This is a genomic window from Leisingera sp. ANG59, assembly GCF_013317235.1.
Lineage (GTDB): Bacteria > Pseudomonadota > Alphaproteobacteria > Rhodobacterales > Rhodobacteraceae > Leisingera.
Window position 1 is genome coordinate 102,224 of sequence record NZ_WLCM01000010.1, and the last position, 14,466, is coordinate 116,689.

Genomic DNA, 14,466 nt, shown 5'->3' on the forward strand with positions numbered 1-14,466 from the left:
ATTTCCGGCTTTCGTCCAAGCTAAAAGTTTGAAAAGACGAAAAAGCGCACGTAGCGTGCGGAGGCAAGAAAATAAGGGCAGAGCGGGATTGTTGTGAATCAGCGAAAAGAAAATTTCCGGACTCTTCGCGCGGCACTGGCTGGAATCACCCTGGCAATTACCGCGAATTATGCGCAAGCAGAATCGGCCCATGGCATAGCTATGTACGGCGACCCCGCACTGCCACCGGATTTTGTGTCTTTACCCTATGCGAACCCGGACGCGCCGAAGGGCGGCAAGGTTGTGTTCGGCAATACCGGAGGCTTTGACAGCCTCAACCCGTTCACCCTTAAGGGGACCTCTCCCTGGCAGCTGAGGTTCTGGGGATACGAGAGTCTGATGGGTCGGTCCTGGGACGAGCCTTTCACGCTCTACGGCCTTCTGGCCGAATCGATTGAGGTCCCCGAGGACCGTTCCTGGGTCGAATTCACCCTGCGCGAGGGAGCCCGATTCTCTGACGGCAGCCCGGTGACCGCCGACGACGTGATCTGGTCCTACGAGACTTTGGGCACCAAGGGCCACCCGCGCTACCGCGGGTTCTGGACCAAGGTGGAGAAGATCGAACAGACCGGCCCGCGCAGCCTGCGGCTGACCTTCAACACCGAGGACCGGGAACTGGCGCTGATCGCCGGGCTGCGCCCGATCCTCAAGAAGGCGCAGTGGGAGGGCAAGGAGTTCGGCACGGACGAGGTCGAAGGTCCGCCCATCGGCACCGGCCCATATGTAGTGTCCAAGTATGAGCCGGGCCGCTTTCTCACCTTCGCCCGCAATCCGGATTACTGGGGCCAGGACCTGCACCTGCGCCGCGGTACCCAGAACTTCGACGAGTTGCGCATCGACTTCTTCGGCGATGAAACCGTGCTGTTCGAGGCCTTCAAGGCCGGGGAGTTGAGCGCGGTGCGCGAGTTCAATGCCGACAAATGGGACAGCGTCTACAGCTTCCCGGCGATCACCCGCGGGGATGTAGTCAAAAGCGAGATCCCGCACCAGCGCCCCTCCGGCATGACCGGGCTGGTGATGAACACCCGCCGCGCGCCGCTGGATGACTGGCGCGTGCGCGAGGCGTTGCTGCTGGCGTTCAACTTCGAATACATCAACGGCACCGTGACCGGCGGCACCCAGCAGCGGATCAGCTCCTATTTCTCCGGTTCCGAACTGGGCATGCGGCCCGGCGCAGCAGCGGGCACGGTGCGCGCACTGCTGGAACCCTTTGCGGACAGCCTGCTGCCCGGCACGCTGGAGGGCTACACCCTGCCCCAAGGCGACGGCAGCAAGCGCAACCGCGGCAACCTGCGCAAGGCGATGAAGCTTCTGGAGGAAGCGGGCTGGACCGTCACCGACGGGGTGCTGCGCAACGGCGAAGGCACAGCGCTGACGCTCAGCGTGCTGATCCGCCAGGGCGACGGGGAGATGAAGACGGTTACCGAAATCTACGCCCGCGCGCTGGAGAGGCTGGGCATCAGCCTGACGGCTGAAACCGTTGACAATGCCCAGTACGCCGAACGGGAAAACGCCTATGACTTCGACCTTACCCGGTTCCGCCGGGAACTGTCGCTGAGCCCTGGCAACGAGCAGCACTATTACTGGGGCAGCGAAGGCGTCGATCAGCCCGGAAGCCGCAACCTGATGGGTATGGACAGCCCGGCAGCGGAGGCGATGATCGATGCGATGCTGACCGCCACGGAGCCGGAGGATTTCACCGCCGCTGTGCGGGCGCTGGACCGGGTACTGACCGCCGGGCGCTATGTCATTCCGTTCTGGAGCTTCGAAACCGGCCGCATCGCCCACATCAAGGAAATGCGTTTCCCGGACAGGCTGCCGATTTACGGCGACCGGACCGAGTTCATGCCGGACGTCTGGTGGTATCAGGCAGACTGACCTGTCTGTCCGCGCAGGCCCTTCATTCATAGTTGACACGTGCAATGCACTTCCATATTTCGTGAATTATGGAAATTGAACTGTCTGAGAAGCTTTCCGCCTTGGCGCACCCGAACCGGCTGGCACTGTTCCGGCTGCTGATGCGGCGCTATCCGGATGGTGTGCCTGCCGGGGAAATCGCGCAGGCGCTGAAGTTCAAGGCCAACACCGCCTCTTCTTACCTGTCAACGCTGAAACAGGCTGGCCTCATCACCCAGCAGCGCACCGGCACCTCGCTGATGTACGCCGCCGACCTGCCGGGTCTGCGCGGCATGTTCGACGGCCTTTTGACCGGCTGCTGCCAGAACCGGCTCGATATCTGTACCCCTGTCACCAGTGAAGCGGAAACCATGCCGACAACTGAACACCCGTTTAATGTCCTGTTTATCTGTACTGGCAACTCTGCCCGCTCCCTGCTGGCCGAGGCCATTCTGAAAAACGAAGGCGGTGGCAGGTTCCGCGCCTTTTCTGCCGGGACCCGCCCCTCGCCAGGGCCACGCCCTGAAGTGACGGCTCTTCTGAAGGCCAAGAAGATTGACACCAGCGGCCTGAGATCGAAGGACCTGGATGAATTTTCCGCGCCGGATGCGCCGCAGATGGATTTTATCTTCACCGTCTGCGACCACGCCGCAAATGAGGAATGCCCGGCCTGGCCCGGCCAGCCGATGAGCGCCCATTGGGGCCCTGCCGATCCGGTCAAGACCGAGAGCACCGATGCCGAACGCCGCCTTGCCTTCCAGCAGGCCTATGGGCTGCTCAGAAACAGGATCAGAGCCTTTGCGGCGCTGCCTTTTGAAACACTCGACCGCATGTCGCTTCAGCATCAGGTTGACGATATCGGCCGCCTGAACTCCCCCGACTGAACAATAGCACGGACACAACACATGAACATTCTGGTCCTTTGCACCGGCAATTCCGCGCGCTCCATCCTGCTGGAGTCGATCTTCAAAACGCTGGGCGCAGGCCGCATCCGCGCCTATTCGGCGGGTTCCAACCCCACCGGCAAGGTGCATCCGCAGTCGCTGGTGCTGCTCGGGGAATTGGGCTATGGCACCGTCGGCGCCCGTTCCAAGAGCTGGGACGAATTTGCAGGCGCCGAAGCGCCGGAGATGGATGTGGTCATCACCGTCTGTGCCTCTGCCGCAGGCGAGACCTGCCCGGTCTGGCCCGGCGCGCCGGTGCGTGCCCATTGGGGGGTCGAGGACCCGGCGGCGGCAGATCAGCCGGAGTGGGACAAGGCCTTCCGCACAGCCTATATCACGCTGGAGAAGCGCGCCAAGGCGCTGCTTGAACTGCCGATTGAAACCATGCCCTCCACCGAGCTCTCCCAGAAGCTCAAGCGGATCGGAGAGATCGCATGACCGGACAGAAACTGCTGGCCGAGGGGCTGGGCACCGCCATGCTGCTGATCGGCGTAGTAGGTTCCGGCATCATGGCCGAGACCCTGGCGGACGGCAACGTGGCGCTGGCACTCTTAGCCAATGCAATTGCCACGGGCTGCATGCTATATGCCATCATCACCACGCTGGGACCCATTTCCGGCGCCCATTTCAACCCCGCGGTGACGCTGGCCTTTGCCCTGCGCGGCGAGCATTCCTGGGGCGCTGTCGCCCCTTATGTCCTGGTGCAGATCGGCGGCGGCATCCTCGGCGTCTGGGCCTGCCACGTTATGTTCGATCTTGCAATCCTGCAAAGCTCGGCCACCATGCACCGCACCGGCACCGCGCAGTGGTTCTCCGAGATCCTGGCCACATTCGGCCTCTTGTTCGTGATCTTCGGCGGCTTGCGCTCAAGACCCGACGCGGTGCCTGCACTGGTCGGCCTCTATATCACAGGCGCCTATTGGTTCACCTCCTCGACCAGCTTTGCCAACCCCGCTGTCACCATAGCGCGCGGCTTCAGCGACACCTTTGCGGGCATCTATCCGGGTCACATCCCGATGTTCATCCTGATGCAGCTCGCCGCAGTTGGCATTGGCCACCTGATGCTGCCAAGGCTATTTGCACCGCGCTGACAACCAGCAGAAATCCGCTTACGGATACCGCCCCAAGCCGGCACCTTGGGGCGGACGTTACAAAATCTCACAAAAAGTGTTACGATGGGGGTCCGAAAACCATAATCCGTTTGTCAGGGAGTGCCCCCCAATGCCTGTACAAGCAGCAGCTGCCAGCTGGATTGACAGGATGCCCCGCATCAAACAGCGCTTTCCTCATCTGAAAGCCAGCAACGCGCCATCCCTATTGGATGACCGGGACAAATTCGTGGCCTATCTGGCCCGCACCCACCACCTCACTTTGAATGAAGCCAAGGAAGAAGTGGACGATTTCCTGTATATCGAAAGCCTGCTGAGAGAGTTGGACGGGCGCAAGCACTAGTCCGGAAAATCAGGCCAGCGACGTCACCCAGAGGATCGTTGCGTCCTCGGGGCTGACGGAAATCACGTTGTGGCCCATCGCCGCGTCATAATAGGCGCTGTCGCCGCGGCGCATCTCCACCGGCTCATAGAATTCCGTATAAAGCTTGACCACGCCGGTCAGCACATAAAGGAATTCCTCGCCGTCATGGCGCACCCAGCCGTCGAACTCCTCCATCGACCGCGCGCGCACCCGCGCCCGGTACGGCAGCATCTGCTTGCGCGTCAGCCCGTCGGCCAGCAGCTCATGCTCATATGTCGCAGTGGCGTGGGCTGAGCCGTCACCGGATTTGGTCACTGTCATCCGGCCGTTCACCTGATCCCGCTGCGGCGGCGTGAACAGCTGCGGGATGGAGATCTCAAGTCCCTCAGCCAGCTTTTTGAGCGCCTCGTAAGTCGGTGACATCTGGCCGTTTTCGATCTTGGACAGGGTCGAACGCGCCAGCCCGGCCTGATTGGCCGCATATTCCAGCGTCCAGTCCCGCGCCTTGCGCAGCTCGCGCACACGGGCGCCCAGATCCAGGGGTTCGGCTTGATCGTCACCGCCGTTGGCGCGGGCGATGGTAATCAGGGATTTCGGGTCACGGCTTTTCATGGGAACTCTATAAGCCGCACCCGCGCGCCTTGCAACGCAGGACAGCGCGGGCTAGCCATTTGCCATGCTGTCAGTTTTTGATCAGGGGCCGTTTGCGCCCTGCCCTTCGCCCTTCAATCTTGCGGCCCATGTGCTGCGCCATGCCGCGCGGCTGGCAGGCAAGACCGGGCTTTCGGTGCTTGATGCCAACGGTTGCGAGGACTGGAGCTATGCCCGGCTGGAAGCCGCCGTGCGCGGCACCGGCACCGGGCTGCTGCAGGCTGGTCTGGTGCCCGGCGACATCGTTCTGATGCGGCTGGGAAACACAGTGGAGTTTCCCATCGCCTATCTCGGCGCCATCGCCGCAGGTCTGGTGCCGGTGCCGACCTCTGCCCAGCTGACAGAGGCGGAAACCGCGCGAATAATCGCAGATGTTGATCCGGCTGCGGTGCTGCGAGACCCGCAGGTGGCCTGCGCGAGTCACCCCCGGCAGATCAGCACGGCAGAGCTGCTGGAGATGCACGGCCTCCCCCCATGCGACTATGACGCAGGAGACCCGGAGCGGCTTGCCTATGTGGTCTACACCTCAGGCACCAGCGGAAAACCGCGTGCTGTTGCGCATGCCCACAGGGCAGTCTGGGCGCGGCAGATGATGGTGGACGGCTGGTACGGGCTGACAGAGGACGACCGGCTGCTGCATGCCGGTGCCTTCAACTGGACCTACACGCTGGGCACCGGGCTGATGGACCCCTGGTCGGCGGGCGCCACCGCGCTGATCCCGGCGCCCGGCACCCCGCCGGAAGACCTGCCAGCGCTGCTGCGCCGGCACCGTGCGACAATCTTTGCCGCAGCCCCCGGCGTTTACCGAAAGTTCCTGCGCGGCGGCGCGCTGGACCTGCCTGATCTGCGGCACGGGCTTTGCGCAGGTGAAAAACTTTCCCGCCACCTTCACGAAGCTTGGGAGGCTTCGACTGGCTTCGGCCTCTATGAGGCTTTCGGGATGTCCGAGTGCTCGACCTTCATTTCCTCCTCGCCGTCGCACCCTGCGCAGGACGGCGCCTTGGGCCAGCCGCAGCCAGGCCGGAAGGTTGCCATTGTCGGCGCTGACGGCCCGGTGCCGATGGGCGAGGAAGGTACCATCGCCATCCACCGCTCCGACCCGGGGCTGATGCTGGGCTATCTGAACGCATCGGAGGAAACCGCGGCCCGCTATCAGGGCGACTGGTTCCTGAGCGGCGATCAGGGCGCAATGTCGACGGACGGCCAGATCCGATACCTGGGGCGCGGCGACGACATGATGAATGCGGGCGGCTACCGGGTGTCCCCGATTGAGGTCGAGACCGCGCTGGCGGCCCATCCCGGCATCACCCAGGCCGGTGCTGCCGCGGTGGAGGTGAAGGAAGACACCTATATCATTGCCGCCTTTTACACCGGTCCCGAAGAGTTGAAGGCAGAAGACCTGCAGGCCTTTGCATCCCGGAGCCTGGCCCGTTACAAGCAGCCCCGCGCTTATGTCCATCTGGACGCGCTGCCCACCGGCGCCAACGGAAAACTGCTGCGCCGCGCCCTGCCTGCCCTGTTCAAAGGATGACCAAAATGGCCACCGTCAAGCTCGACATCCTGTCCGACCCGATCTGCCCCTGGTGCTATATCGGCAAAACCCATCTGGACAAGGCGCTGGCGGAAGTGCCGGACCACCCCTTCGTCATCGAATGGCACCCGTTCCAGCTGAACCCCGACATGCCGCGCGAAGGCATGGACCGGCGTGAATACCTGGAGCGCAAGTTCGGCGGCAAGGAGGGCGCGGTGAAGGCTTATGCTCCGGTGGTGGAGCACGCCGAAAAGGCCGGGCTGACGATCAATTTCGAAGCCATGAAGCGCACCCCCAACACGCTGGATGCGCACCGGCTGATCCATTGGGCCGGGATCGAGGGCAAGCAGACGCAGGTCGTGGATGCATTGTTCAAGGCATACTTCGTGGATGCCAAAGACATCGGCGACCATGCGGTTCTGGCAGAAATCGCTCAAGACGCAGAAATGGAGGCGGATGTCACCGCCCGCCTGCTGGAAGGAGACGGCGATGTGCAGGAGATCCGCGACCGCGACGCCCATTCCCGCAAGATGGGTGTGACATCGGTTCCCACTTTCATCGTTGCCAACCAGCACGCGGTGCCGGGCGCCCAGCCGCCGGAGCTGTGGAAGCAGGTGATCGAAGAGATTCTGCAGCAGCTGAAAGCGGCCGAAACTGAATAATCCGCCGCAGATTGCTTAGCATCGCAACTATGCACAGCAACCTGTGCAGCCGGGCGCTGGCACGGCTGGCGGGTTTATGGTAGCGGAAGCGGACGGCTCCCAGACCGGCCTCATTCCCCGGATCCCTCTGAAGAGCTGTTAGAGGTTTCAAATGTCACAATCTCCCGCCCATGGCATGGCCAAGGCTGAATTCATCGCGCTGATTGCGATGATGTTTGCCACCATTGCGCTGTCGATCGACGCCATGTTGCCCGCGTTGCCGGAAATCGGCCAGACGCTCAGCCCGGACAACATCAACCGGGCGCAGCTGGTACTGACCTCCTTTGTTCTTGGCATGGGGCTTGGCACCTTCTTCACCGGCCCGCTGTCGGATGCCTTTGGCCGCAAGCCGGTGGTGGCTGCAGGCTGCGCTCTCTATGTCCTTGCCGCACTGACCGCCTGGTTGTCGCCCTCGCTGGAGGTCCTGCTGATCTCGCGCGTGCTGATGGGAATTGGTTCTGCCGGTCCGCGCATCGTGGGTGTGGCCGTTGTGCGCGACCTCTACTCAGGCCGCGAGATGGCCCGCCTGATGTCGATTGCCATGATGATCTTCATGATTGTTCCGGCCATTGCCCCCTTGATGGGCGCAGGTATCATCGCACTGTCCGGCTGGCGCGCGATTTTCCTGCTGTTTGCACTGTTTGCGGCAATCATTGTCCTGTGGACCAGTTTCCGCCTGCCGGAAACACTGGCCGTAAACGACCGCCGTGCCTTCCGTGCCCCCTTGCTGATGGGTGCGGTCAAGGAGATGCTCAGCCACCCGACGGTACGCCTGTCGATCATGGTGCAGACGCTGTGCCTGGGCATGCTGTTCACCATGCTCACGATGGTGCAGCCGGTCTATGACATCATCTTTGGACGCGGAGACAGCTTTCCTTACTGGTTCGGACTGGTCGCGCTGATCTCCGGCACCGCCAGCCTGCTGAACGCGGCCATCGTTGTGCGGATCGGCATGCGCCGCATCGTCACCGTTTCGCTGGCCGCCCAGATCCTGATCACTGGCGCGATGCTGCTGATCAGCGGCAGGAGCCTGCCGGATCCGTGGATGTTCGGCCTGTTTGTGGCCTGGCAGGCCAGCGTGTTCTTCATGGTCGGCACCACCGTCGGCAACCTCAATGCCATGGCGATGGAGCCGATGGGCCATATTGCCGGTATGGCGGCATCGGTGATCGGGGCGATCTCGACCGTTCTGGCCGCTGCAGTTGCGGCACCCGTCGGGCTGCTGTTTGACGGCTCTCTGGTGCCGCTGGCGGCAGGGCTTTTGATCATGGCCTGCATCGCTTTCCTGCTGATGCTGCAGATGGCCAAGGCTGAGGCGCGGCTTCCCGCTGAATAACAACCTTGCCCGGATAACACCCCCTGCCTAACCTTCCCTGAAACGGGGGAGGTTTTCACATGGGCTATGATTACGATCTCGGCAGTTATTCCTGCCCGGTGACAACAGCTTCGTCCGAGGCGCAGCTCTGGTTTGACCGCGGCCTGGTCTGGACTTACGGCTACAATCACGAGGAAGCCATCGCCTGCTTCCGCCGTGCTCTGGAACACGACCCGGACTGTGCCATGGCCCATTGGGGCGTGGCCTATGCGGCCGGCCCGAATTACAACCTGCCCTGGGACCTGCGCGATGATAAGGGCCGCGCCAAGGCGCTGGCCGAAGCTTACGACGCTGCCCAGACCGCGCTGAGTGGTATCGACGGCTGTTCAGAGGTTGAGCAGCAGCTGATCCGCGCCATTCAGGCCCGTTACCCCCAGCGCGAGGCGGTCGAAAACATGCACGCCTGGGACTACGATTTTGCCGATGCCATGCGCGCAGCTTTTACCGCCTGCCCGGATCATCTGGATCTGCGCACGGTCTATGCCGAAAGCCTGCTGAACCTGACGCCCTGGCAGATGTGGGACCTTAAGTCCGGTCTGCCTGCGGATGGTGCCGCCACGCTGGAGGCGCAGGAGGTGCTGGAACGGGCGATGGATAACGCCCCCGGCGCAATGCAGCATCCCGGCCTGCTGCATCTCTACGTGCATCTGATGGAAATGTCGCCGACGCCGGAAAAGGCCCTGAAAGCCGCCGATGTCCTGCGCACGCTGGTGCCGGATGCGGGCCACCTGGTGCATATGCCGACCCATATCGACGTGCTGTGCGGCGATTACCACAGCGTTGTGCACTGGAACCAAAAGGCGATCGAGGCGGACTTGAAGTATTACCAGCGCGAAGGCGCCTTCAACATCTATACCGGCTACCGCCAGCACAATTACCACTTCGTCATTTTCGGGGCGATGTTCCTCGGCCAAATCGAACCCGCGCTAGCGGCCAATCAGGGCATTCTGGACACTACACCGGAAGACATGCTGCGCATAGAAAGCCCGCCGATGGCGGACTATTTCGAAAGCTACATGGCGATGCACCCGCATATCCTGGTCCGCTTCGGACGCTGGGAGGAGGCGATGGCGCTGGAGCTGCCGGAGGATCCCCAGCTCTACTGCACCCTGACCGCCAACACCCATTACGCCCGTGCCATTGCCTATGCCGCAACCGGCCGTGTGACAGAGGCCGAGGCGGAGGAGCAGCTGTTTCTGGCCGCCAGGGCCCGGGTGCCGAAAAGCCGCCGCCTGCACAACAACAAGGTCATTGATCTGCTTGAAATCGCAGCGGAAATGCTGCGCGGGGAAATTGAATACCGCAAACAGAACTATGACGCGGCATTTGCGCATCTGCGCCGCTCAGCGGAGCTGGACGACAACCTGCCCTATGATGAACCCTGGGGCTGGATGCAGCCCACCCGCCACGCGCTGGGGGCGCTGCTGTTTGAACAGGGTCATGTTGAAGAGGCTGAGGCCGTCTATCGTGCCGACCTCGGGCTGGACAATACCCTGTCGCGCGCTTCAGTACATCCCGGCAACATCTGGAGCCTGAAGGGGCTTCACGACTGCCTGAAGGCACGCGGCGAAACTGTTGAAATCAGGCACATAAAACAGCAGATGGACCTGGCACTGGCGCGGGCTGACCGGGCCGTGGGCGCATCCTGTTTCTGCGCTCAGGCTGCGATGGTGCCCAGCCCTTGCTGCAGCTGAGCAAATTTCTTGCGAAGAAATTTGCCAAGGAAATTCGAATTTCCCTGGCGTACTTTACCCGGCCTTCGCCTTCTTCTTCTCGGCCACAACCTTCTCTGCCAGGTCGCGGGCAATGGCAAAGGCGCCCTTGATCTTGTCGGCGTCCTTTTTCCAGTCGCGGCGCACGACGATCTTGTTGTCCTTCACCTTGGCCAGACCGTTCTGACCCTGGATGAACTCCACCAGCCCCTGCGGCGAGGCGAACTTGTCGTTGTGGAACTGGATCGTCGCCCCCTTCGGGCCGCCGTCCATCTTGGCGATGCCTGCGCGTTTGCACATCGCCTTGATGCGCACCACCAGCATCAGCGTGTTGACTTCCTTGGGCAGCTTGCCGAAACGGTCGATCAGCTCCGCGGCGAATCCTTCCAGCTCCACCTTGGTCGAGAGCGACGACAGGCGGCGGTAGAGGCCGAGACGGACATCCAGATCGGGCACGTATTCCTCGGGGATCAGCACCGGAACGCCGAGGTTGATCTGCGGCGCCCACTGATCATCGGCATCCGACAGGCCCTCCATCTCGCCCGCCTTGATCTTGGCAATCGCCTCTTCCAGCATCGACTGGTAAAGCTCATAGCCGACATCGCGCATCTGGCCGGACTGCTCCTCGCCCAGAAGGTTGCCTGCGCCTCGGATATCAAGGTCTTGCGAGGCGAGCGTAAAGCCCGCGCCCAGCGTATCCAGGGAGCCGAGCACCCGCAGGCGCTTCTCTGCGGCCGGGGTCAGCCGCTGGCGCGGCTTGGTGGTAAGGTAGGCATAGGCGCGGGTCTTGGAGCGGCCGACGCGGCCGCGGATCTGATAGAGCTGGGACAGGCCGAACATGTCGGCGCGGTGAACGACCATCGTGTTGGCGGTGGGAATATCCAGGCCGCTCTCCACAATCGTCGTCGCCAGCAGCACATCGTATTTGCCGTCATAGAAGGCGTTCATCCGGTCGTCGAGTTCCCCCGCCGCCATCTGCCCGTGCGCCACCACGTAGGTGAGCTCCGGCAGCTGCGCCTTCAGGAACTCCTCAACATCCGGCAGGTCGGTGATCCTCGGCACCACATAGAAGCTCTGCCCGCCGCGGTAATGCTCGCGCAGCAGCGCCTCGCGAATCGTAACGGTATCGAATTCGCTGACATAGGTGCGGATTGCCAGCCGGTCCACGGGGGGCGTGCCGATGATCGACAGATCGCGCACACCGGTTAGGGACAACTGCAAGGTCCGCGGGATCGGCGTGGCCGTCAGGGTCAGCACATGGATGTCGCTGCGCAGCTGTTTCAGCCTTTCCTTGTGGGCGACACCAAAGTGCTGCTCCTCATCGATGATAAGCAGGCCAAGGTTCTGGAACTTGATGTTCTTCGCCAGTACAGCATGGGTGCCGACCACGATGTCGACGGTGCCCTTGGCCAGTCCTTCGCGGGTCTGGCTTGCTTCCTTTGCGCTAACAAAGCGCGACAACTGCCTGACCTGCAATGGGAAACCGCGGAACCGTTCGGCAAAGGACGCGGCGTGCTGGCGCGCCAGCAGCGTGGTTGGCGCAACCACCGCCACCTGCAGGCCCGACATCGCGGCGACAAAGGCCGCGCGCATCGCCACCTCAGTCTTGCCAAAGCCCACGTCGCCGCAGATCAGCCGGTCCATCGGCTGGCCGGAGTGCAAATCCTCCATCACGTCTTCAATGGCGCGCAGCTGGTCGTCGGTCTCCTGATAGGGGAAACGGGCCGAGAACTCCTCCCAGGCGTGCGGCGGCGGATCCATCACCGGCGCCTTGCGCAATGCGCGCTCAGCGGCGATGCGGATCAGCTTGTCCGCCATCTCGCGGATGCGTTCCTTCAGCTTGGCCTTCTTGGCCTGCCAGGCGCCGCCGCCGAGACGGTCCAAGAGTCCCTCGTCATGGCCGTATTTGGACAGCAGTTCGATGTTCTCGACGGGAAGGTAGAGCTTCGCTTGTTCGGCGTATTCCAGCAGGATGCATTCATGCGCGGCGCCCGCGGCGGTGACCACTTCCAGCCCCTTGTAGCGGCCGATGCCATGGTCCACATGCACCACCAGATCGCCGGGGCTGAGCGACTGGGTTTCGGTCAGGAAGTTTTCCGCTTTGCGGCGTTTCTTCGGCGCCCGAATCAGCCGGTCGCCCAGCACGTCCTGCTCCGAGATCACCGTCATATCCGGCGCCTCGAACCCGTGCTCCAGCGCCCAGACCGCCAGATGCAGGCCGGATTTTCCAATGCGGGTGCCGTCCATCACCGGGATGGCCTCGGCCAGGCCCTCATCCTCGATCAGTCCGGCCAGACGTTCCCGCGCACCCTCGGAGTAAGAGGCGATGAGGACCGGGCCCTCTTGCATCCGCACCTTAATGTGCGCCGCCAAGGCGCCGAAAAGGCTGATGTTTTCCTGCTGGCGCTCCGGCGCAAAGTTGCGTCCGATGCGGCCGCCCGCATCTGCGACGCCGGGGCCGGAGGCCTGCGCCAGCGGATGGAACTGCACGACGCGCATATCTGCAACAGCCGCTTCCCAGGCCGCATCGTCGAGATACAGCAGGCCCGGCGGCGCCGGTTTGTAGACAGTGTCGATCCGCCCCTTCTGCTCCAGCGCATGCTTCCGCGTGCCGTACTGGTCCTCGATGCTGTCCCAGCGCGCCAGACGCGCCGGAGTCAGTTGGTCGTCCAGCGTCACGGTGGCCTGCGGCAGGTAATCGAACAGCGTTTCCAGCTTTTCATGGAAGAATGGCAGCCAGTGCTCGATCCCCTGATGCTTGCGGCCTGCGCTGACAGCCTCATAAAGCGGATCATCAGTGCCTGCCGCGCCGAACTCAATCCGGTAGTTCTGGCGGAACCGGGTGATGGCTGCCTCGTCCAGGATGACTTCGGAAACCGGCGCCAGTTCCACCACCTCCAGCTTCTCGGTGGTGCGCTGGGTGGCAGGATCAAACCGGCGGGCGCCGTCCAGAACATCGCCGAAAAGGTCCAGCCGCACCGGGCCGCTTTCACCCGGCGGGAAAATGTCAATGATGCCGCCGCGAATGGCGTAGTCGCCGGGTTCCATAACGGTCGGACTTTGGGAAAAGCCCATACGGACCAGGAAGTTGCGCAGCGCCTCTTCATCCACCCTTTGATCGACACGGGCGGTAAAGGCCGCCTCGCGCAGCACCTCCCGCGCAGGTACCCGCTGGCTGGCGGCATTGAGCGTGGTCAGCAGCACAAACTGGCTGGGCATCTGATGCACCAGCGCCGCCAGGGTCGCCATCCGCGCCGCAGAGATATCGGCATTCGGCGACACCCGGTCATAAGGCAAGCAATCCCAGCCCGGGAACACAAACACCGGCATCTCCGGTGCAAAGAAGGCAAGTGCCGCCCGCATTGCCTCCATCCGCTTGTCATCGCGCGCCACATGCAGCAGCGGCGCGCCGGACTTCTGTACTTCCTTCAGGATCAGCCGGGCATCATACCCTTCAGGGGCGCCGCCCATGGTGATTGCGCGCTGTGCCATGCGGTTTCCTTTCCGGGTTCGCTGAAAACCCTGCCCCTCAGCCCAAGGCGCCGATCGAGAGGTTCTGATACATTCCCCAGAAGGCGGTCACAAGAATTGAGATTGACCCCACGAACTGAATGCAGAGCCGGCACATGGCAAGCCGCTTGCACAGGTCCTCGCCCGAAGCCCCGTCCCGTGCAATCCGGCGCGCCGTGAAAAAGCTGATGACCCCGACAAAGGACATCGGGAAAGCGAGCAGGAACACAGCCTGGGCGAATTCCATCAGGAAGGCAAAGCCTAGCGTTGCCAGGGCAGACAGCAGAAAGCAGGCCAGCGCCACCAGCCACGGGCCGGACACTTCGGCAATGTAGAGGAGCCGGTTCACATTGACGCGGACCATGTCCTCCAGGTCCTGTTCGGCCTGCCCCCCGCGGCGGCGTGCCCGCTGAACCATGTCAAACGGGACACCCAGAACCCTGTGGCTGGCAGAGGACCACATCACCGCCAGTGCAATCCAGTACCAGAGGTTGGAAAACGACCGCAGGTCGATCATCTCATAGAGGATTTGAAACAGATCCACTCCAGCCCCCAACTTGCCGCTGCCGGCCCTTCGGGCCTGTTTTATGTAACTGGCCCTATATCAACCGGGAAACGCCCGCAGGCAAGCCCG

The 14,466-nt window shown here is 62.7% G+C and carries 12 protein-coding genes; 9 read left to right on the forward strand and 3 right to left on the reverse strand.

The features are described 5' to 3' along the window. Positions 1-201 precede the first annotated feature (201 nt). The 5 genes from GKC28_RS11550 (at position 202) to GKC28_RS11570 (ending at position 4,331) form a co-directional block, all read left to right on the forward strand. Complete coding sequence (locus GKC28_RS11550) at positions 202-1,917, forward strand: extracellular solute-binding protein (protein ID WP_254604210.1); 1,716 nt, start codon at positions 202-204, stop codon at positions 1,915-1,917. Positions 1,918-1,985: 68 nt separating this feature from the next. Further along, on the forward strand, positions 1,986-2,819 hold the full coding sequence (locus GKC28_RS11555; RefSeq protein ID WP_174147039.1) for a helix-turn-helix domain-containing protein: 834 nt from the start codon (positions 1,986-1,988) through the stop codon (positions 2,817-2,819). 21 nt (positions 2,820-2,840) lie between these two features. Further along, positions 2,841-3,317, forward strand: a complete 477-nt coding sequence (locus GKC28_RS11560; RefSeq protein WP_174147040.1) for an arsenate reductase ArsC — start codon at positions 2,841-2,843, stop codon at positions 3,315-3,317. After that, positions 3,314-3,970, forward strand: a complete 657-nt coding sequence (locus GKC28_RS11565; RefSeq protein ID WP_174147041.1) for an MIP/aquaporin family protein — start codon at positions 3,314-3,316, stop codon at positions 3,968-3,970. Before GKC28_RS11560 ends, GKC28_RS11565 begins: the two co-directional genes overlap by 4 nt. Before the next feature lie 130 nt (positions 3,971-4,100). Beyond that, positions 4,101-4,331 carry a hypothetical protein gene (locus tag GKC28_RS11570; protein WP_039183293.1) on the forward strand — a complete coding sequence of 77 codons (231 nt, stop codon included), beginning with the start codon at positions 4,101-4,103 and terminating at the stop codon, positions 4,329-4,331. A gap of 9 nt (positions 4,332-4,340) precedes the next feature. On the opposite strand, the gene GKC28_RS11575 is transcribed toward GKC28_RS11570, so the two are convergent. Beyond that, the gene (locus GKC28_RS11575; protein ID WP_174147042.1) at positions 4,341-4,964 is read right to left on the reverse strand and encodes a helix-turn-helix domain-containing protein; all 624 of its coding nucleotides are present in this window, start codon (positions 4,962-4,964) and stop codon (positions 4,341-4,343) included. Positions 4,965-5,028: 64 nt separating this feature from the next. Between GKC28_RS11575 and GKC28_RS11580 the strand changes: the two genes are divergently transcribed. The 4 genes from GKC28_RS11580 (at position 5,029) to GKC28_RS11595 (ending at position 10,304) form a co-directional block, all read left to right on the forward strand. Next, positions 5,029-6,534: a class I adenylate-forming enzyme family protein gene (locus GKC28_RS11580; RefSeq protein WP_174147043.1), complete on the forward strand. Its 1,506-nt coding sequence runs from the start codon at positions 5,029-5,031 to the stop codon at positions 6,532-6,534. After that, positions 6,531-7,196 (forward strand): DsbA family oxidoreductase, encoded by a 666-nt coding sequence (locus GKC28_RS11585; RefSeq protein ID WP_174147044.1) that lies wholly within the window; start codon positions 6,531-6,533, stop codon positions 7,194-7,196. The genes GKC28_RS11580 and GKC28_RS11585 overlap by 4 nt, the downstream gene beginning before the upstream one ends. A 151-nt stretch (positions 7,197-7,347) precedes the next feature. Continuing rightward, entirely contained in the window at positions 7,348-8,571 is a 1,224-nt protein-coding gene (locus GKC28_RS11590; RefSeq protein ID WP_174147045.1) for a multidrug effflux MFS transporter, read from the forward strand. A gap of 59 nt (positions 8,572-8,630) precedes the next feature. After that, the gene (locus GKC28_RS11595) at positions 8,631-10,304 is read left to right on the forward strand and encodes a tetratricopeptide repeat protein (RefSeq protein WP_174147046.1); all 1,674 of its coding nucleotides are present in this window, start codon (positions 8,631-8,633) and stop codon (positions 10,302-10,304) included. 54 nt (positions 10,305-10,358) lie between these two features. On the opposite strand, the gene mfd is transcribed toward GKC28_RS11595, so the two are convergent. Both mfd and GKC28_RS11605 read right to left on the reverse strand, forming a co-directional pair. Next, positions 10,359-13,814, reverse strand: a complete 3,456-nt coding sequence (mfd, locus tag GKC28_RS11600) for a transcription-repair coupling factor (RefSeq protein WP_174147047.1) — start codon at positions 13,812-13,814, stop codon at positions 10,359-10,361. 37 nt (positions 13,815-13,851) lie between these two features. Next, positions 13,852-14,376, reverse strand: a complete 525-nt coding sequence (locus tag GKC28_RS11605; protein WP_174147048.1) for a component of SufBCD complex — start codon at positions 14,374-14,376, stop codon at positions 13,852-13,854. Positions 14,377-14,466: the final 90 nt, after the last annotated feature.